We start from the raw sequence: 19,547 nt of genomic DNA, 5'->3' as shown, positions 1-19,547 counted from the left end.
TACTCTAATGAAAACTAAAATATACCCCCTTTTATTACTAATCATTTTAGCTAGCTGTTCTGGCAGCAAATCTCTTATTAATCAAACTTTTTCTAAAGAGCAAACGCAGTTAATTTCAAGTGCCGATAGTTTAGCACCCATGTGTGTTTTTAAAATAACCAATAAAAAAGATTCACTTTTACTACGTTCGAAAAGTGCATTCGTAAAACCATCGCCAAACAACGTTGTTTTAAAAACCTTTGTTAGCAGACTCTACGCTACAGTTAGAGATAGCATATCTATGGGTGTTGGTATTGCCGCTCCGCAGGTAGGTATTCTAAAAAACATTATATGGGTACAGCGTTTCGATAAAGAGAACCACCCGTTCGAGGTCTATTTAAATCCACAAATCACCAAATATTCAACGGAAAAACAATCGGTAAAAGAAGGCTGTTTATCCATCCCGAACCGCAGTGATATGCTTAATAGTCGTTCCTTTTCAATAGATATTGAATATGATACCATGCATGCCGAACATAAACATGAAACCATAAGCGATTTTACAGCCGTAATATTTCAACACGAAATAGATCATTTAAGTGGCATTTTATATTTAGACCATCTAGAAAAAGAAATACGCGACGCCAAAAAAAACAAGCTTTAAAATGAATAAAAACTCTATAGGCATTTTCGATTCTGGCGTTGGAGGAACTTCCATCTGGAAAGAAATTAACGCGCTTTTACCAAACGAGAACACGCTTTATTTAGCCGATAGCAAACACGCGCCTTACGGCTCTAAAGGCAAAGATGCCATTATAGATTTAAGCATAAAAAACACCGAATATTTACTCAATCAAAACTGTAAAATAATAGTAGTAGCTTGCAATACAGCAACCACAAATGCTATAGATTATCTGCGTTACCAATACAAAATTCCGTTTATAGGCATAGAACCCGCCATTAAACCAGCAGCCCTACAAACCAAAACAAACGCCATCGGTATCTTGGCAACACAGGGCACATTAAGCAGCGCATTATTCTCAAAAACAGCAGGGATATTTTCAAAAAGCATACATATTATCGAACAAGTTGGTGAAGGCATTGTAGACCTCATTGAATCCGGGAAATTAGATTCTTCAGAAATGAAATCACTATTAAAAATCTACCTCAGCCCCATGATAGCTGCCAACATAGACCATCTGGTTTTAGGCTGTACGCACTACCCATATTTAATGCCATTACTCCTCGACATCCTACCAAATCACGTGAAAATAATAGATTCCGGTGAAGCCGTAGCACGCCAAACTAAAGCTATTTTACAACAAAACAACTTATTAAATACATCAACGAAACTTACTGAAAATCGGTTTTTAACCAACGGTAATCCAGAAATGATGCATACCCTGTTAAATAAAAAATTCAATATTGAAATTGCCGATTTCTAATTAGTAAGGACAATTCAAGATATAATTTCCAAACTTTCACTCTAATATTGGTTGGCAGTTAGTAAAACCGCGGTAGATTAAACCTTTTATAAAAGTAGAGGTCTAATGATTAATTAAATACAAACCATGAAAATTCTAACTGTCCTTTTAGTAGCACTTACGTTTATATCTTGTTCTAATAATGAAAACTCAAATGATTCTGAAGAAGTCATCCCTGAAAACATATTACAATATCAACCTGAAGGCTCTGTTACTATCACAGAAGGTTCTGGAGGCTTAGTCGCTAGTTTAGAAAGTGGAGATCGCTTTGGGCGCGACCATGATAAAATTGGTGATATTGATGGTGATGGGGTTATAGACTTTGTAGTTGGCGCTCGATCTGATGATGATGGAGAAATCGATGCTGGAGCTGTTTACATTTTATTTATGAATAATGATGGAACAGTAAAAGCCAATCAAAAAATATCGATGCTTTCCGGTGGTTTTTCAGAAGTTTTAAATGAAGGCAATTTTTTCGGTTATGGTGTTGCAGGGATTGGAGATTATGATGACGATGGCATTCCTGACATTGCCGTTGCTGCTCCCGTTGCTCCAAATAATGCTTTATATATTATTCATCTAAAAGCCGATGGTACCGTTAAAAACTTTGTGAAAAACGAAAATATTAATGCCAATGGATTATCTTCTATAGGCGATTTAAATAACGATGGAAGAATAGATTTAGTAGCATGCGCTCCCGGTTCTAACGACGGAGGCAGTAATAGAGGCGCTATAGATATTTTATTTTTAAATGCCAATTCTCAAGTAATTTATGCCAACAAAGTAACCATTAGCTCAACACAAGGTGGTTTTGGCGATGGTTTAGAAGATAACGATCAGTTTGGTGGTCGAGAAGTTGCAATGCTTGGAGATCTCGATAATGATGGCAATAAAGAATTAGCCGTAGGCGCTTTTATGTCCGATGGAGGAAAAGGTGCCATCTGGATTCTATCTTTAGATTCTACAACTTACAACGTTGTATCTAAAACAAAAATAACAGAAGGGTTAAATGGCTTTACAGATGAATTAGTTACGGATATTAATCCTAACGGAACTTTTGGAGCCAACTTAGGTCATGCCATGTGTGCACCTGGCGATATAGATGGCGATGGTATAGCAGATTTAGTTACGGGTGCAAACCAACAATACGAAGGTTGGGGTTATGTACTGTATTTAAACGCCGATAAAACTGTAAAATCGTTCGATAGAATAAATAATACCGAAGGCGGTTTTAACCTCACATTAGAAGCCGAAGGCCGTTTTTCTCGTTCAATTTCTTATGGAGGTGATTTAAAAGGAGATGGTTCTATGGCTATAAATTTTGGCGGTGGTGCAGGAACAACTGGCACCATGTACACCTTGTTTTTCAGACCACAATAACTTCACATTCAAAAAAACTATTCTTTAAACCAACTCGAATATTTAATGTAATTATCGGCTATACGATTTATTTCTCCCGAGATCAATTCTTCGCTAATATCTTTAACTTTTTTAGCAGGTACACCGGCATAAATACTACCCGATTCTACACGCGTATTTTTGGTAACCACAGCTCCAGCTGCAATAATGCTATTACTTTCAATTACGCAATCGTCCATAATGATACTACCCATTCCAACCAAAACATTATCGTGAATAGTGCACCCATGTACAATGGCATTATGCCCAATAGATACATTATTACCTATAGTTGTTGGCGATTTTTGATACGTAGCATGTATTACCGCACCATCTTGAACGTTTACCTTGTTACCCATTTTTATGTAATGCACATCGCCACGAATTACGGAACTAAACCAAATACTACATTGTGTTCCAACAGTAACATCGCCAACTATTACAGCATTTTCTGCTATGTAACAATCGCTTGGTAATTGAGGTGTTTTTCCGTTTATAGTTTTTATAATAGGCATAATAAATTGAGTTTTTAAGGTTACGCTTTCGCGGAAATAATATTGTAAAACTATTTAAAATAAGATAATAACTGAGCTTTTTTAGACGCTGAAACCATAATTTCCTTTCCGTTGCTAAGTAAAACACTTCCGCCCTTTCCTTTTAAGTATTTTACAACTTCGTTTACATTTACCAAATACGATTTATGCACCCGAGCAAAAGTAGATTCCGTTAAAGCATCTTCAAAATACTTAAGTGTTTTACTAACTAGTTTCTTTTTATTATTGTTCAAATAAATTTCTGTATAATTATCATCGGCTTTGCAATACAAAATATCTGCAGTGTTCAGAATTTCGAATCCATCGATTTGCGGAATCGTTATTTTCCCACTAATATTATTGGTTTTAGGCACTAACACTTCATCTTGTAACGCATTTTCCTTAGTTCTTATTTCAGTAACGTAATCTACTGCCTTTATAAGTTCATCAATAGAAATAGGTTTCATTAAATAATAACTCGCATGGGCATTTAAAGCCTCTATGGCATAATGATTATAGGCTGTTACAAATACGGTTTCAAAATTAACATCGCCTACCTTATCCAATAAATCGAAAGCATTTCCATAAGGCATTTCAACATCTAAAAAGACCAAATCCAAATCGTTATTTCGAATTAAAACCAAAGCCTCCTCCACGTTTGATGCTTCACCTAAAACAACAACATTTGGGCAGTACTTTTTGAGATAATTTTTTAGAATTTCTCTACTGGTTTCTTCGTCTTCAACAATTATGGCGGTTAATTTCATATATATAAATTTTAAGTTGAATATTTTCAGCAGAACTATTTAGTTCCTACCTTCATCTTCAAACTTATTTTAATCTTTTTTGAGCGTTACAATAACTTTTGTTCCGGTATCGACTTCCTTTTGAAAATCACCAATAGACACATCAACTTTATCTTTATACATCTCATTTAGAATAGAAACACGTTTTTTAATATTCCCCATTCCTTGTGAGTTTTGCTTTTGCTGATGCTCGGTTTTTAAAGCCTTAGATTGTGTGCGTCCAATACCATCATCTATAATACTTATCGTAATTTCATTTGGGTTAGATTGATTAATGGCTATTTCTAAATTTCCCTTTGTTTTTTTATAACGTAACCCGTGCCAAACTGCATTTTCTATATAAGGTTGAAGTAACATAGGCGGAATTACAAAATCGTTTACATTGATATTTTTATCCACTTTAATGGTATAATCAAACTTATCTTTAAATCGAAAATGTTCTAATTTAGTATACAGCTCTAACAGCTTAATTTCTTTTTCTAAAGGAATAAAATCTTGCTCACTATTTTCTAAAACAGCACGCATTAACAATGAAAAATCGGTTAGATATTTATTAGCCGTACGTTCGTCGTTAGAAGCTATAAAACTATTTACAGAATTTAACGCATTAAAAATAAAGTGTGGATTCATTTGGCTTCGTAAACTTTTTAAAGCCAATAAATTATTAGCCAAACGCTGCTGTTTTATATACTTAAACATTAAAAAAGCGGCGAGTAATAACAAAGCTAAACCACCAATTAATGAATAAATAATAAGTTTTTGACGCTTAGTTTGCTCTGTAGAAAGTTGGTATTTACTCTCTGATAATTCACGATCGCTCTCTAAGCTAGTAATTCTATTTTGCTTAGTCGACAACTCCTTACTAAAACGTGCAGCTTGCGAAATTTGCTGTTCTTTTTTAGCATAAACCTGATCTACTAAATCTACATAATCTTGGAATGCTTTTAATGATTTCTCGTAATCTTCGGCTGTTTGATAAACCTCAGATAATCTTCGAGTGGCATCTTTTTTCACAATTAAATCCGATTTACTTTCAGCTTCAACAATACTTTTTTCAAGGTAACTTATCGCATTACCTACATCACCTTGTGAGGCATAAGCATTTCCTATTTTATAGTTTTGTTTTTGCGGCGTTAACGGGCTTTCATTATCGAAAACAGAATCGGCTTCAATTTCACTAATAGTATTTAATGCCTCTTTTCTAAGCTGAATTTCTTCAGAATAATCGCTGATATCATTTTGAAAATCGGCTACCTTTAATTTTTCTGAAACGGCTCTTTTTTTATTTTCGCTATTGGCAAGATTTAATGATTTATAGAAAAAGCCTTTTGCCTTATCTGCATCTCCTTTTGCACTATAAGCCTGCGCTATTTTGGAGTTTAAATCGGTTTCTTTGGGTTTTATTAAATGGTTTTGAGCCACGGTTAAACCTTGTTTATAATTATCTATAGATGTATTGAAGTCTTTAGTTAACAAATACACATCGCCCAAACCTTCATAAAGCGATACTAATTGCCAATTGGTAAATTCTCTTTTATCGAGTGCTTTATAGGTTTGTATACTTTCTTGGTAGTTTTTATTGAGTTTATAAGCATTTGCAAGCTTTAAAGACACCTCGTTACTGTTGGCACTTTGGAGGCTTATTCTATAATTAGAAACCGCTAAATCGTACTGTTTCCAATAAAAATAAATATCGCCTAAAGACTCGTAAGCAATACCATTTTCTTTGGCAGAATTGGTTTCAACTAAAGCTTCAGAAATAAACTGAATACTTTTTCGAGCATCTTTTTTTAAATAGACATCTGCCGAATCTATTAGCGATTTAAAAGATTCAGGATTACTCCGTAATCGTTTACTATACTTAGATAAAGTACGTTCTTTTTTATTAGTCTCTACCTGAACTTCGATACGCTCGTTACTTTTTATGGTATAATAAACGGTTTCAAAATCTTTGTATCGAATGGTAAGCTCATCACCAATACGCACCTCAATTCTAAAATCGCCCATAATATCGGTGGTTGCATATCCGCCACCGTTAACTTCAATGTTTACATCTGGAATTGGGTTTCGGGTATCACTTTCAATCACTGAACCACGCACAGTAAATCTTTCACCCTGAATATTTAATCCACCGTTATTCTGCGCCAACACAAACGTACTGAACAGAACAAAGCTTAAAAGCGCTATATATTTTAAATAAGTATTCATTATAATTTTCACAACGATAAACTTACGCACTTTACTTGGTATAATAAAATGATGGTTTTATAAATAATGCCCTTTTACCAGCCTAAAAGTCGCGCTTACTAATTAAAAGGTTAATGTCACGCATTGAAATGCCCGTGCTACGCATTCCTGTTTTATTATGAACTGGTTTGAATTTAGTTTTACAGTATTGAAATCTTTCTCATTTAAAAAACAAAAACTATGAAAACACACTTAAAAACATTCGTCTTTTGTGCTGCCTTAATTGGTTTCACTTCTTGTAACGCCAATAATAAAAAGCAACCAGAACTTTATGCTGAACATACCGTTGAGCACGAAATTGAAAAGGAAAAGAACGACAAGGAGCCTAATAAACAATTTATTAAGGTGGCGCTTTTATTAGACACCAGTAATAGCATGGACGGTTTAATAAATCAGGCAAAAGCTCAACTTTGGGATATTGTAAACGAGCTATCTTATGCTAAATGCGGAACAAATAAGCCAAATTTACAAATTGCTCTATATGAATATGGTAATGATAATTTAAACGGAGATGAAGGCTACATAAAACAAGTATTAGCCTTTAGTGATGATTTAGATGATATCTCTAAAGAGTTATTTTCCTTAACCACAAATGGTGGTGAAGAATATTGTGGACAAGTTATCCAAACTTCATTAAACCAATTAAACTGGGGTAAAAACCCAGACGATTTAAAACTCATTTTTATTGCTGGAAACGAAGCTTTTACGCAAGGAAAGGTGAATTACCAAGATGCAACCACAAATGCAAACGAAAAAGATGTTACTGTAAACACCATTTTTTGCGGTAATTACAGACAAGGTATTTCTAGTAAATGGCAAGCTGGTGCCCAGTTAACAAAAGGCGACTATATGGCTATTGAACAAAACACCAAAACGGTACATATTGCATCGCCTTATGATGATACTATTTTAATTTTGAACAAAAAACTAAATAGTACTTATGTGACTTACGGTTCTAAAGGGCAACGCAAAATGGAAATGCAAGCTGAACAAGATAAAAATGCTGCCGGTTACAGCAAAGCAAATGCCGTGAGTAGATCGGTTAGTAAAAGCTCGCATTTGTACAAAAACAAATCTTGGGATTTAGTAGATGCTGAAGAAATGGACGAAGTTGTTATATCAGATTTAAAAGATGATGCTTTACCAGCAGAATTGAAAGGAAAATCTACTGAGGAAATTAAAGGTTATATTGACACAAAACGTAAGGAACGTGAAGATATTCAGAATGAAATACAAGAACTTAATGCGAAACGTAAAGTTTATATTTCGAAACAAAAAACAGAGGGTAATAATGGTTTAGAAAACGCCATGACTAACGCTATTAAAGCACAAGCTCAAAAGAAAAATTATACTTGGAAGTAAACCCGTATTAATGGTTTAGTAAACTACCGATGCGGATAGTGCGTGAGGGATTGAACGGCCTGTTTGAGCTCCCCGACCAAAGGAAGGGAGCGAGTAGTAAAAGCCCGGCGCCGACCTTAGGAGGCGACACGCCCAAGCTAAGAAGTTATTAAACATCAAATCCCACTAAGTCATTAGTGGGATTTGATGTTATGTATAGAATGTAATGTCTTTATTTTAATTAACTGCCGGACAGTTACAATGGTAAGCCTCTTTTCTGCAATTAAAGTTGTAACCTAGGGTAAACTGGTGAAAACCACCATTTGTAAACACTAAAGAGTTTGATTGATAGGTGTATGTGTAAGCAAACATAAACTCATTAAAATTAACACCTAAAATTGGTGTAATTTGCTGTAGTTTTTGACTTTTAACCGAATTGGTAGAGGTTAAATATTCCGCGCCATCACTACTTTGACGGTATGAAATCCCACCCCAAATTTTACCAAAATCCATTTGTTTGTATGCCTTGGCATTAATATCTATACCACCCTCTTTTGTTGCATCGCGATATTGAAACATTATTGATGGCTCGTAACTCCAAGTGCTTCCATAGCTACCAAAAACAGCTCCTAAAGAAAATAGGTAGCGTCTTAAATTACTTGTAATATTCTGGTCGCTATTTACTCCTGAGTTTTTAATTAAATTCTTAACCGTACCGTGTGCATAATAATCTAAAAACTGGTAAGAAAAACCGAAATCTAAATTGAAGTTGGTTTCACTTTGTACTGTACCATCGATTATTGGATCTGGACCATCGAAAAGAAAAGAAGTCTCATCTAATTTATATTGAATAATTCCGGCACTTAAACCGAAAGAAAGCATATTTAAATCTACAGGAGAACGCGAAAACATAAGGTGATGCGCATAAGTTGCATAAGCTCCAGTTTGCGAGTGATATCCGTTTTTATCGGTGTATAGAATTCCTCCAACTGCCGATGGTGTATCGCCAATACGGCTATTAACACTCATGGTCATTAATTTTGGAGCATCTTCTTGCCCAAACCATTGTTGGCGAGCTGTAAGGCGTAGCTTTGCACAATTTGCGGCTCCTGCCATAGATGGGTGAATTAAATAATAATTATCGGTTAGATAATCTGTATAAATGGGTAATCCTTCTTGAGAAGTTGCCATGTTGGAAAACAACATTGTTGCAATTACCATAAAACTAAATTTTAATCTCATAACTTGTACACGAGGTATGTTTGCTATTATAAACGCCTTGATTATTAAAAAATTATAGCCTTAAACTTACTAGTAATTACATACTTGGTTCAGTTCTACAATTGGGCAACAAAACTCAAATATATGGATATCTAAAGTTTTCTTTTAGTATTTTTGTAAAAAAATAGCTAAAATGAGTAATTTCAAGGTTTCTATTAAAGAAACATCTAACGATAGCATAGTAAAATTTGAGTTAAATCAATTTATTACACAGCACCAAAGTTTCGAATTTAATAATATTGATGAGGCAAAAGGATCGCCTTTAGCTCAACAATTATTTTATTTACCCTTTGTAAAAAAGGTTTACATTTCGGGTAATTTTATTGCTGTAGAACGTTACAGTATAGTAGAATGGACCGATGTGCAAGATGAAATGGCTGAACAAATTGAAGCCTATTTAAATGATAATGGTATTGTAATGGAAGAATCGGCAGCTCCTAAAAAAGTTCCGGTTACTGTTTACGCAGAAAGTACACCAAACCCTGCTGTTATAAAGTTTGTTGCTAACAAAAAAATAGTAACAGCCCTTTTTGAATTCACTTCTATTGATGAGGCAAAACTTTCGCCATTGGCTACCGAGTTGTTTCATTTTCCTTTTGTAAAAAGCGTTTTTCTTGATGAAAATTACGTTTCTATTACGAAATACGATATCGCCGAATGGGATGGTATTACTTTAGAACTTCGTGAATTTATTAGAAGTTATATTGAAGATGGAAAAGAAGTTGTTTTACCAGAAGCAGTAGAAACTCTAAAAAAATCTACAGAACACGTTGATACACATTTTGATACGCTTGATGATACGTCTAAAGAAATTATAAATATTCTTGAAGAATACGTAAAACCTGCTGTAGCTAGTGATGGTGGTAATATTCAGTTTATATCTTATGATGAAGAAACAAAAAATGTAAGCGTACTTCTACAAGGCGCTTGTAGTGGTTGTCCATCGTCTACATACACTTTAAAGAGTGGTATTGAGAACATGCTAAAAGAAATGTTGCCAGGCAAAGTCGCTATGGTAGAAGCTATTAATGGCTAGAAAGTGACGTTTTAATTTATTTAGGGTCTTAATTTTAGTTATCTTTAGAGGTAACTATTATTTTAACTAAATAAATTTTATATCATGGCAGTATTAAAAGTAATTGAAGTATTAGCAAACTCAGAAAAAAGCTGGGAAGATGCAACTAGAAAAGCGGTAAAACACGCATCAAAAAGCGTTAAAAATATTCGTTCGGTATACGTGCAAGATCAAAGTGCAAGTGTAAAAGATGGAGAAGTGGCAGACTTTAGAGTAAACTTAAAAATTACTTTTGAAGTGAACTAATTTCATTTTAAAATAAAAAAAAGCGTTCTATAAATTTATAGAACGCTTTTTTTATGTCTAATTTTTCAGAAAAACAAGCCTAACATGGTTTAACAATATTTACCTAACTTTGATAAATGAAACACCTTTTATTACTCGCATTCTTTGTATTAATTATAGGCTGTAAAGGTCAAAACGCCTCTCCAATGGAACATGAACACACCAATGCTTTAATCCATGAAACGAGTCCTTATTTATTGCAACACGCCCACAACCCCGTAAACTGGAATCCTTGGAACGATAAAACTTTAGCACAAGCCAAAGCCGAAAACAAATTAATTTTGTTAAGCGTAGGTTATGCTGCTTGCCACTGGTGCCATGTTATGGAACAAGAAAGCTTTGAAGATAGTTTGGTGGCGCAAGTAATGAATAAAAACTTTGTAAATATAAAAGTAGATCGCGAAGAGCGCCCAGATGTGGATCAAGTTTATATGAGTGCCATACAACTCATGACAGGAAATGGCGGCTGGCCCATGAATGTTATTGCCCTACCCGATGGCCGACCTGTTTGGGGTGGTACCTATTTTAAAAAAGAACAATGGTTGGATGCTTTAGATCAAATTTCAAAATTATACATTGAAAAACCAGAAAAACTAATAGAATATGCCGATAAGTTAGAACACGGCATAAAATCTATGGATGTTATAGAAGTGAATACCAATGCGCCTGTTTTTGAAGCGGAATTTATTGCTGAGGCCGTTTCTAAATGGTCTAAACAATTTGATTATAAATTTGGAGGCCTAGACCGCGCGCCTAAATTTATGATGCCAAACAACTATCATTTTCTGTTGCGCTATGCTTACCAAACTAACGATAAAAAACTACAAGACTACATAAACCTAACGCTACAAAAAATGGCTTATGGTGGTGTATTTGATCAAATTGGTGGTGGTTTTTCTCGATATTCCGTAGACCATAAATGGCACGTGCCTCACTTTGAAAAAATGCTGTACGATAATGGACAATTAGTTAGTTTATACGCCGATGCTTATTTAAATTCTAATAATGCATTATATAAAAATGTAGTTGAAGAAACCTTAGCATATATAAAACAGAACATGACTGCTGAAAATGGTGCTTTTTATTCTTCATTAGATGCCGATAGTCACAATGCTGAAGGCGAACTAGAAGAAGGCGCCTTTTATGTTTGGACACATGATGAACTCAAAACCTTAATAACAACAGATTTTGAATTGTTCTCCGATTATTACAATATAAATAACTTTGGCCATTGGGAACACAACAACTATGTGTTAATTAGAAAAGATGATGATGCCACTATTATTAAAAAACATAAAATAATGGTAGAGGTTTTAAATGAAAAGAAAAGCACTTGGAAACAAACCCTATTAGAAGCTAGAAACAAGAGAGACGAACCACGATTAGACGACAAAACACTTACTTCATGGAATGCCATAATGCTAAAGGGTTACACCGATGCTTATCGTGTTTTTGGAAATCCAGAATACCTCGCTTCCGCAGAAAAAAACGGTAACTTCATTTTAAAAACACAATTAAAGGATGATGGCGGCTTATTTCATAATTATAAAAATGGACAAAGCAACATTAATGGTTATCTAGAAGATTACGCCACAACTATCGAAGCTTTTTTAGCGCTTTATGAGAACACTCTAGATGAAAAATGGCTTAATGCCTCAAAAAAATTAACTAAATATGTTTTCGATTATTTTTATGATGCTCAAAGTAGCATGTTTTATTTCACCTCGAACAGTGATGCTTCTTTAGTAACCAGAAGTATTGAATATCGAGACAATGTAATTCCGGCAAGTAACTCAATCATGGCTAAAAACCTGTTTAAGTTATCTCATTATTTTGACGATGCACATTATCAAACTACAGCACAAAGCATGCTAAATAACGTAAAACCCGAAATACAAGAGTATGCTTCTGGCTACTCCAACTGGCTCGATTTAATGCTCAATTATTCCAATCCGTTTTACGAAGTTGCCATTGTTGGTCCAAAAACAAAAGAAAAAATAAAGGAACTCAACCAAAGTTATATTCCTAACAAACTTATAGCAGGTAGTCTTACAGAAAACCACATGCCTTTACTTAAAAATAGATTTAACCCGAGTAATACGCTTATTTACGTATGTGTTAATCAAGCTTGTAAACTCCCCGTTTCGGAAGTAAGCGAAGCAAAAAAATTACTCACTAAATAAAAGGACAAAACACGCAAGAAAACTCTGGTATTCATTCTTAAAATTATTTTTGCAGTAGAGTACATTTAGTTTTTATAATTTTATTTCTAATTTATGTGACTATTACAGGTGTTTATGTGTCTTAATTTCACAAAGTAGTTTAAGCTTATTTAGGCGTAATTTATTACTTTTAATTATTGAACCAACACTAAGTTTAGTTTCATTTATTTAATAATTTTTTATCATAAAAAAGTAAACAAAGCAGCATATTAGTTTTTAATTTTGCAAAAAACAAATCAAAAGAATTTATGGATTTAGAAAACATTGACACAGAAAAATGGATTGCTCTAGCAGCAGAGTATGGTATTAAAATTATTGGTGCCATTGCCATATGGATTATTGGCTCTTGGGTTATTAAAAAAATATTGAAGGCGGCCGAAAAGGTTATGTCTAAAGGAAATTACGATATAAGTCTTCAAAAATTCTTATTAAACTTATCTGGTTGGGGATTAAAAATTATCTTAATCATTGTTGTTCTAGGTACCGTTGGTGTAGAAACTACATCTTTCGCTGCTATTATAGCCGCCGCAGGTTTAGCTGTTGGTTTAGCTTTACAAGGTTCTCTAGGGAATTTTGCTGGAGGTGTTTTACTAATGATTTTTAAGCCTATTAAAATTGGTGATTTAATTGAAGCTCAAGGTGAAATTGGAGTAGTAAAAGAAATTGAAATTTTCACTACAAAATTAACGGGCCTATCTAATAGAGAAATTATTATTCCAAACGGTTCTTTATCTAACGGAAATATAATTAACTATTCTACGGAAGGTACACGTCGTGTAGACTTAACTTTCGGTGTTGGTTACGACTCTGATATTAAGAGAACAAAACAAGTGCTTATGGATGTTTTAACATCGCACCCTAAAGTATTACAAAACCCTGCTCCTACAGTAAACGTATCAGAATTGGCTGATAGCTCAATTAACTTTGCTGTTAGACCATGGTGTACAACTGCAGATTACTGGGATGTTTATTTTGGTATTACTGAAAATGTAAAAGAAGCTCTTGATGCAGCTGGAATTGAAATTCCTTACCCACACCAAGTTGAAATACATAAAGAAGGATAAGCCATTACGCTTAAAACTTATTAATTGAAAAAGACCTGATAGTTTTAACTATCAGGTCTTTTTTTTATTTAACAAATAAACTCTATTAGTGTTACTTTGTTTTCGCCTTCGGTTTCAAAGCCACAAAATCTTTTAAATAATAAGGTTCGAAATAAGCGACATCTTCAAAATCAATGCTTTGATATTTTTTATAAGCCAAAGCACTCATTTCATTAGCCGATGGTAATTTATCTTCAATAAAAATGGCATTAGGGTTTGTAATAAGTGTTTTTGTTTTTTCAACACCGTTTCCTATAAAATACACTTTTCCGTTCTGTAAATTTTCCGCGAAAGCGTTTTCATCTAAAATCTGAGCTTCAGTGGCTCTAATCTCATTATAATTGGAATCGTAAATAGCAGAATACACTTCCATACGTCGCGCATCTAGCATAGCCACAACCACACCATGATTAACAGGCGCTTGGTTTGCCAAAGCCTCTAAGGTTGGCACAGCAATTAATGGCTTATCTAAAGCGAAACAAAGCCCTTTAGCGGTAGATACTCCAATACGTAAACCAGTGTAAGACCCAGGGCCTTTGCTAATCGCTATCGCGCTTAAATCGGCTCCGGTAATCCCTGCTTCTTTTAAAGCGGAGTCTATATAAACGTGAAGTCTTTCGGCGTGTGAATAACTTTTATCGTTATCTTCCTTTAAAACAATAGTTTCACCATCTTTTGCAATGGATACCGAGCAATTTGTAGTTGCTGTTTCTATATTTAATATGAATGTACTCATGTTTTCATTTTCATTAGAATTGCAAAAATATTGTTTTTATTATTAGAAAAATATTACTGCTCTATAAAAAGTAAAAAGGCCATCATTTATTTAAAATGACAGCCTTAATTTATTATTTAAAATTGAGCTAAACCGAAACTAGTTTACTAACGATTTACCCATGTAAAAATCTAATACTTTGGTTTTGAAAACGAAATCGTATTTAGCATTAATTAGCGACGACTCTGCATTTATAAGCTGTACACGAGCTTGCTCTAAATCGAAATTCGTTAGTACTCCAATATCAAAACGCTCTTTAGAGTTATTAAAGGCCAAAGTTTGAGATTCCAAAGATTTTTTCGCTGCTAAATACGCTTTTAACCCCGCTTGTGCATCGGTATAAGCGCGTTGAATATTAGACTCTAAATCTATTTTAGCTTGTTGTAAACGCAATTTAGAATTATCTTCTTGAATTTTAGATTTTGCAACATTCGTTTTATTTTGAAATCTTGAAAAGATAGGAATACTAATACCTAAATTAAAACTGTGTCCTTTATTATTGTTTAACTGGTCTAAAAAAGCTTCTTCATTAGCACTCAAATTCGAATAAAAGGCATTGGTACCAAAACCGTAACTTAAAGATGCCGACGGCAAGTAACCTCCTTTAGAAATTTCGGTATTTAACTCTGCACTTTCAATATTCTTTTCCGCAATTTTAATTTCATTTCTATTTTCTAAGGCATAATTTAATACAGGATCTACGCTATCGTACATTACCGCTTCAGAAGGTGAATCAATATCAATTATTTCAACATTAAAACCATTGTAAGGCACTTGTAAAAGTTGTGATAATGATAATAATGCTAAGTTAAAATTATTTTCGGCTAAAGTTACTTGTTGCTCGTCGCGACTTAAAGTAGCTTCGGCATCGTAAATATTAGCTTTAGGTTGCACTCCTGCATCAACTAAGCTTTTTACTTGATTTAGTTGTTTTTCACTAAACAGTATTTGTGCCTGAGCGGTTTCTAAATTTTCTTTATTAAAAAGCACATTTAAATAGGCATTTACAACATTAAGCGAAATATCATCTTTAATTCTGTTAAGCTCTAACCCATTAGTTTCACGATTTAACAACGCCGATTTTTTGTTATTTAAATTTCTAAAACCATTAAAAACCGTTTGAGAAACACTTAATCCCACATTGGTAGAATGACTGGTTCTATTGGCAAATATACCTTCTGCTACTAAAGACGTTCCTAAACTTAAACCCTGAGATGTACTCGCGCTTAGCGATGGCAAAAATTGTCCTTTTGCTGCAATTATATCTTGATCACTGGTTAATAGTGAGTTTTCGGCTTGCTTTATAGTAATATTATGTTCTAGTGCATGATTAACACATTCCTGTAAGGTCCATATTTTTTCTTGCGAAAAGGAAGACACCGAAATACATAAAACAGCTAAAACGATTAGGCTTTTAAAACCTTGTAACTTGGTGTTTTTAGTTTTCATCTTCGTCCTCATCTTCGTTATCTTTTGATGCTTTATTCCACACTTTAATCTTGTCGCCTTCTTTAACGCCTTCTAGTATTTCTACGTTTATACCATCAGATAGGCCTAACTCTACGTTTTCTTTACGGTATTTATTATCACCTTCAAATATTTCAACAAAAGGTTTTTCGGTAATTCTATTATACTGCAATAAAGCTTCCCTAATTGCTAACACACTATCTTTAGCTTCAATATCTATTTCCGCATTAGCGCTATACCCTGCTCTAATATTTGTTGTAGAATCTATTTCAACATCGGCCTTAATAGTAAACTGTACTGCTCCGTTTTCTTCGATACCCTTTGGTGCAACAAAGGTTAATTTTGCAGGAAATTCTTTGTTAGCAATAGCCCCCAAAACGACTTTAATTATTTTACCTTCTTTTAATTTTCCTACTTCAGCTTCATCAACTTTACCTTCAAAAATCATTAAACTCATATCGGCAATAGTAGCGATAGTTGTTCCTGCATTAAAGTTATTACTTTGAATTACTTGATCGCCTTCTCTTACAGGAATTTCTAAAATAGTACCAGGGATTTGAGCAACAATATTAGTATTTGCAGAGCTTCCTCCAGAAATAGAACCACGCTTAATGATTTGATAATCGTTTTGCGCTTGTCCGTAAGTTTCTTTGGCTTGATTGTAACTTAACTCACTGTTCTCAAAATCTTGCTTAGAAATAACACCTTTTTCAAAAAGAGCTTTGTTTCTATTGTACAATACTTTTGCGTTCTCAAAAGACAATTTGGTAGATGATATACGGCTACTTGCACTTACCAAACTTTGCTCGTTTGGTACTACTCTAATAGTAGCGATTAAATCTCCTTTTTTAACCTTGTCTCCTTCTTCAACTAAAATCTTATCTACAATACCAGGAATTTGAGGTTTCAATTCAATCTCTTCCTCTGGGTTTAATTTCCCTGTGGCAACGGCTTTTGTATTAATTGATGTGTAAAAAGGTGACTCGACCTTAAACTCTTCAATACCTTTAGAATTTGCATCCTTAAAATACTTTAATACAAAGGCTAATAGTAAGATGACTACTATTACTGCAATAATTTTTACTGTTTTTTTCATTTTTTTGATTGTTTATTCTTCTCTTAAAGCTTCTATTGGTTTAATACTTGTTGCTTTTGTTGCTGGAATTAGGCCTATTAAAGTCCCTAAAACTACTAATATCAATAAGGCTGTAAATACCACACCTATAGATACAGATGCGTTTACCAAAGCAGCATCTGCTCCTTGCCCGAAAAGATTATCAAGTAGTATTAAAATTAAGCCTCCCGAAATAATACCAAATAGGCCAGCTACTAGTGTTAAAAACACAGCCTCAACAACTATTTGTCTTTTAATTTCGAATGGTGTTGCTCCTAATGCGCGACGCACTCCAATTTCTTTTGTACGCTCTTTTACGGTTATTAATAAAATATTACCAATAGCAAAAACACCGGCTATTAATGTAGCAATACCCACAAACCATGTTAAAAATTGCATCCCAGTTAAAAAGCCCGTCATTTTAGAAAACTCTTTTCCTAAATTAAAACTTCCAAATGCACGTTTATCTTCTGGGTGAATATTATTTAAGTTTTTAAGTAATAATTTAGAATCTTCTTCTATTTGCTTAATATCATACTCTGGCTTTCCGGTAATCATCATCCAACCTATACGATCGCCTTGATTGTAAATTTGTTGATAGGTAGTAAACGGAATATGCATATCTGTAGATGGTCCCATATTAACGTTACCAGAATCGAACATTCCAACAACTTTAAAATTGATATCATTAATAATTAAATACGTTCCAATTGCTTCAGCATCTTTTTCATAAAGCTGTTTATAGGCATCTTCTGAAATGACTACAATTTTTTTATTGTCATCAATATCATTCTGATTGATAAAACGACCGTGTATTAATTTTTTCTTCTGAAGTTTATCTAAAAGCGGATAATCGCCTGCCATTTGAAAACTACCAGATAAAAAGTTTTTTGTAACCGTTGCGCTTCTTTGATTTCTAGGAAGTACAAACTCGATCCCTTCAACATTTTCTTCGATTTTTTTAGCATCGGACAAAGATAACTTCACCTCTCGACCTTCTTGAAAACCTTTAAAAGGTTTTCCTGTACTTTGCCCCCAAACAAAAACACTGTTTGTTGCAAAATCTCCAAACAACACGTTAAAAGAATTCTCTAAACCACGTGCCGAACCTAGTAAACCAATAAGTAATAAAATACCCCACCAAACACCAACCATGGTTAAAATAGACCGTAGTTTGTTTTTGCTTAAGCTATCGAAAACTTCTTGCCAGGTATCTTTCTCTAGTAAAAATTTAAACATAGTTAATCGTTTCTTAAAGCTACAATAGGCTTAATTTGTGATGCTCTTTTTGCTGGTAAATACCCTGCAATGGCTCCCGCAACTATTAATGTTATGGTTGCTCCTGCTACTAAGCTGTTACTTACTCCTGGGTCTTTTATAAAGTAATCTTTTAGAACCGGTGTGGCGAGTTCTAAAACACCTACACCAACCAATAAACCAACATATCCAGCAATGGCTGTGATAATTATAGATTCTAATAGAATAATGGAAACAATAGATCTTGGTGATGCACCTAGTGCTTTACGAATACCAATTTCTTTTGTACGTTCTTTCACAATAAAAATCATGATATTACTAATACCAACGATACCAGCAATTAGAGTTCCGAAACCGATAACAAGTATTATAATTGATAAACTAGTTGTCATCATATCTACTTGTTGTGTGCCCTGCGCCATGTTCCTAATTCGGATTGCGCGTTGATCACTTCTGGCAACATCAAACTTTTCTTTTAAACTTTTTTCAATAGAAACACCAAAAGCAAGGGCCTCGGTAGAATTCATTTCTGGATTATACGTTAAATGTAATAAATCTACCAAATCGTTATTACCATAAACGCGCTGTATGGTGGTTATTGGCATGTAAATAATACTTTCTTCACTATCGCCTTCATCATCAGTAAAAACACCAACTACCTTGTATTGAATTCCGCTAAGGTTAATATATTTTCCGATAGCCGTTTCTTTAAAAAACAATTCATCTTCAACCTTTTTACCTATAATAACAACTTTAGTTTTATGCGTTAAATCGTTTTGATTAATGTATCGACCTTCTTTAACTACATTATTTTCAATAAACATGTATTCTGGAGAAATACCACGAAGTTGATATGTGTTCTTTTCGCCTTTAAAAGAAGCATTAACACTTTTATTAACTTTAGATGTTATAAACTGAACTTTATCGCCGTATTTTTCTTTTAAAAATTCGCGATCTTCATTTTTAAACTGAATTCTTCTACCAACCTGCAAACCTTTGTGTGCTTTGGTTGTTCTTCCTGGGTATACAATAATAGAATTGTTGGCATCGGTTCCAAAAGCCTCCTGAAAGGTGTTTTGTAAACCATTTGCAATACCAAATAAAATGGCAAATAGCAAAATAGCGAAAGCCACAGTAAACCCAGAGAGCAAACTCCGAGTTCTATTCATATTAATACTTT

General features: G+C 33.9%; 17 protein-coding genes. 8 read left to right on the top strand and 9 right to left on the bottom strand.

Annotation, left to right across the window (positions count from 1 at the left end; all coding sequences use genetic code 11):
• Positions 1–7 precede the first annotated feature (7 nt).
• From def to GQR98_RS08755, 3 genes are all read left to right on the top strand, one after another.
• Positions 8–643, top strand: a complete 636-nt coding sequence (gene def, locus GQR98_RS08765; RefSeq protein ID WP_159019182.1) for a peptide deformylase — start codon at positions 8–10, stop codon at positions 641–643.
• 1 nt (position 644) lies between these two features.
• Positions 645–1,424 (top strand): glutamate racemase, encoded by a 780-nt coding sequence (gene murI, locus GQR98_RS08760; protein ID WP_159019181.1) that lies wholly within the window; start codon positions 645–647, stop codon positions 1,422–1,424.
• A 126-nt stretch (positions 1,425–1,550) separates the two neighbouring features.
• On the top strand, positions 1,551–2,843 hold the full coding sequence (locus GQR98_RS08755; RefSeq protein ID WP_159019180.1) for an integrin alpha: 1,293 nt from the start codon (positions 1,551–1,553) through the stop codon (positions 2,841–2,843).
• Between the two features lie 17 nt (positions 2,844–2,860).
• Here GQR98_RS08755 and GQR98_RS08750 read toward each other — a convergent pair whose 3' ends face one another.
• From GQR98_RS08750 to GQR98_RS08740, 3 genes are all read right to left on the bottom strand, one after another.
• Positions 2,861–3,376 (bottom strand): gamma carbonic anhydrase family protein, encoded by a 516-nt coding sequence (locus GQR98_RS08750; RefSeq protein ID WP_159019179.1) that lies wholly within the window; start codon positions 3,374–3,376, stop codon positions 2,861–2,863.
• Positions 3,377–3,426: 50 nt separating this feature from the next.
• On the bottom strand, positions 3,427–4,161 hold the full coding sequence (locus tag GQR98_RS08745) for a LytR/AlgR family response regulator transcription factor (protein ID WP_159019178.1): 735 nt from the start codon (positions 4,159–4,161) through the stop codon (positions 3,427–3,429).
• Between the two features lie 69 nt (positions 4,162–4,230).
• Positions 4,231–6,408, bottom strand: a complete 2,178-nt coding sequence (locus tag GQR98_RS08740) for a histidine kinase (RefSeq protein ID WP_159019177.1) — start codon at positions 6,406–6,408, stop codon at positions 4,231–4,233.
• Positions 6,409–6,627: 219 nt separating this feature from the next.
• Here GQR98_RS08740 and GQR98_RS08735 point away from each other — a divergent pair, with 219 nt between their 5' ends.
• Complete coding sequence (locus tag GQR98_RS08735) at positions 6,628–7,809, top strand: VWA domain-containing protein (protein WP_159019176.1); 1,182 nt, start codon at positions 6,628–6,630, stop codon at positions 7,807–7,809.
• 216 nt (positions 7,810–8,025) lie between these two features.
• Here the strand turns inward: GQR98_RS08735 and GQR98_RS08730 are convergent, their stop codons facing one another.
• A complete protein-coding gene (locus GQR98_RS08730) occupies positions 8,026–9,030 on the bottom strand; it encodes a type IX secretion system membrane protein PorP/SprF (protein ID WP_042496974.1) in 1,005 nt (334 codons plus the stop codon).
• A 172-nt stretch (positions 9,031–9,202) separates the two neighbouring features.
• Here GQR98_RS08730 and GQR98_RS08725 point away from each other — a divergent pair, with 172 nt between their 5' ends.
• From GQR98_RS08725 to GQR98_RS08710, 4 genes are all read left to right on the top strand, one after another.
• Positions 9,203–10,105, top strand: coding sequence for a NifU family protein (locus GQR98_RS08725; protein WP_042504340.1), 903 nt, complete (start codon positions 9,203–9,205; stop codon positions 10,103–10,105).
• Positions 10,106–10,189: 84 nt separating this feature from the next.
• Positions 10,190–10,390 carry a dodecin family protein gene (locus GQR98_RS08720; RefSeq protein ID WP_042496972.1) on the top strand — a complete coding sequence of 67 codons (201 nt, stop codon included), beginning with the start codon at positions 10,190–10,192 and terminating at the stop codon, positions 10,388–10,390.
• A 116-nt stretch (positions 10,391–10,506) separates the two neighbouring features.
• Complete coding sequence (locus GQR98_RS08715; protein WP_317164226.1) at positions 10,507–12,612, top strand: thioredoxin domain-containing protein; 2,106 nt, start codon at positions 10,507–10,509, stop codon at positions 12,610–12,612.
• Between the two features lie 287 nt (positions 12,613–12,899).
• The gene (locus GQR98_RS08710) at positions 12,900–13,715 is read left to right on the top strand and encodes a mechanosensitive ion channel family protein (RefSeq protein WP_159019175.1); all 816 of its coding nucleotides are present in this window, start codon (positions 12,900–12,902) and stop codon (positions 13,713–13,715) included.
• A 91-nt stretch (positions 13,716–13,806) separates the two neighbouring features.
• Here the strand turns inward: GQR98_RS08710 and tsaB are convergent, their stop codons facing one another.
• From tsaB to GQR98_RS08685, 5 genes are all read right to left on the bottom strand, one after another.
• Entirely contained in the window at positions 13,807–14,490 is a 684-nt protein-coding gene (gene tsaB, locus GQR98_RS08705; RefSeq protein WP_159019174.1) for a tRNA (adenosine(37)-N6)-threonylcarbamoyltransferase complex dimerization subunit type 1 TsaB, read from the bottom strand.
• Positions 14,491–14,628: 138 nt separating this feature from the next.
• Positions 14,629–15,978: a TolC family protein gene (locus tag GQR98_RS08700; RefSeq protein ID WP_159019173.1), complete on the bottom strand. Its 1,350-nt coding sequence runs from the start codon at positions 15,976–15,978 to the stop codon at positions 14,629–14,631.
• Entirely contained in the window at positions 15,968–17,092 is a 1,125-nt protein-coding gene (locus GQR98_RS08695) for an efflux RND transporter periplasmic adaptor subunit (protein ID WP_133968992.1), read from the bottom strand. The genes GQR98_RS08700 and GQR98_RS08695 overlap by 11 nt, the downstream gene beginning before the upstream one ends.
• Positions 17,093–17,104: 12 nt before the next feature.
• Positions 17,105–18,349, bottom strand: coding sequence for an ABC transporter permease (locus GQR98_RS08690; RefSeq protein WP_159019172.1), 1,245 nt, complete (start codon positions 18,347–18,349; stop codon positions 17,105–17,107).
• A 2-nt stretch (positions 18,350–18,351) separates the two neighbouring features.
• On the bottom strand, positions 18,352–19,536 hold the full coding sequence (locus GQR98_RS08685; RefSeq protein ID WP_233268100.1) for an ABC transporter permease: 1,185 nt from the start codon (positions 19,534–19,536) through the stop codon (positions 18,352–18,354).
• Between the last annotated feature and the right edge of the window lie 11 nt (positions 19,537–19,547).

The sequence above is a fragment of the Algibacter sp. L3A6 genome, from assembly GCF_009796825.1.
Classification (GTDB): Bacteria; Bacteroidota; Bacteroidia; order Flavobacteriales; family Flavobacteriaceae; genus Algibacter.
The sequence above is the reverse complement of the archived record's forward strand: the minus strand, read 5'-3'. Positions and strand labels throughout refer to the sequence as shown.

What these genes read in the sequence shown, in the direction of transcription:
- def (WP_159019182.1), top strand. Translation starts at nt 8, where the DNA reads ATGAAAACTAAAATATACCCCCTTTTATTACTAATCATTTTAGCTAGC.
- murI (WP_159019181.1), top strand. Translation starts at nt 645, where the DNA reads ATGAATAAAAACTCTATAGGCATTTTCGATTCTGGCGTTGGAGGAACT.
- GQR98_RS08755 (WP_159019180.1), top strand. Translation starts at nt 1,551, where the DNA reads ATGAAAATTCTAACTGTCCTTTTAGTAGCACTTACGTTTATATCTTGT.
- GQR98_RS08750 (WP_159019179.1), bottom strand. Translation starts at nt 3,376, where the DNA reads ATGCCTATTATAAAAACTATAAACGGAAAAACACCTCAATTACCAAGC.
- GQR98_RS08745 (WP_159019178.1), bottom strand. Translation starts at nt 4,161, where the DNA reads ATGAAATTAACCGCCATAATTGTTGAAGACGAAGAAACCAGTAGAGAA.
- GQR98_RS08740 (WP_159019177.1), bottom strand. Translation starts at nt 6,408, where the DNA reads ATGAATACTTATTTAAAATATATAGCGCTTTTAAGCTTTGTTCTGTTC.
- GQR98_RS08735 (WP_159019176.1), top strand. Translation starts at nt 6,628, where the DNA reads ATGAAAACACACTTAAAAACATTCGTCTTTTGTGCTGCCTTAATTGGT.
- GQR98_RS08730 (WP_042496974.1), bottom strand. Translation starts at nt 9,030, where the DNA reads ATGAGATTAAAATTTAGTTTTATGGTAATTGCAACAATGTTGTTTTCC.
- GQR98_RS08725 (WP_042504340.1), top strand. Translation starts at nt 9,203, where the DNA reads ATGAGTAATTTCAAGGTTTCTATTAAAGAAACATCTAACGATAGCATA.
- GQR98_RS08720 (WP_042496972.1), top strand. Translation starts at nt 10,190, where the DNA reads ATGGCAGTATTAAAAGTAATTGAAGTATTAGCAAACTCAGAAAAAAGC.
- GQR98_RS08715 (WP_317164226.1), top strand. Translation starts at nt 10,507, where the DNA reads ATGAAACACCTTTTATTACTCGCATTCTTTGTATTAATTATAGGCTGT.
- GQR98_RS08710 (WP_159019175.1), top strand. Translation starts at nt 12,900, where the DNA reads ATGGATTTAGAAAACATTGACACAGAAAAATGGATTGCTCTAGCAGCA.
- tsaB (WP_159019174.1), bottom strand. Translation starts at nt 14,490, where the DNA reads ATGAGTACATTCATATTAAATATAGAAACAGCAACTACAAATTGCTCG.
- GQR98_RS08700 (WP_159019173.1), bottom strand. Translation starts at nt 15,978, where the DNA reads ATGAAAACTAAAAACACCAAGTTACAAGGTTTTAAAAGCCTAATCGTT.
- GQR98_RS08695 (WP_133968992.1), bottom strand. Translation starts at nt 17,092, where the DNA reads ATGAAAAAAACAGTAAAAATTATTGCAGTAATAGTAGTCATCTTACTA.
- GQR98_RS08690 (WP_159019172.1), bottom strand. Translation starts at nt 18,349, where the DNA reads ATGTTTAAATTTTTACTAGAGAAAGATACCTGGCAAGAAGTTTTCGAT.
- GQR98_RS08685 (WP_233268100.1), bottom strand. Translation starts at nt 19,536, where the DNA reads ATGAATAGAACTCGGAGTTTGCTCTCTGGGTTTACTGTGGCTTTCGCT.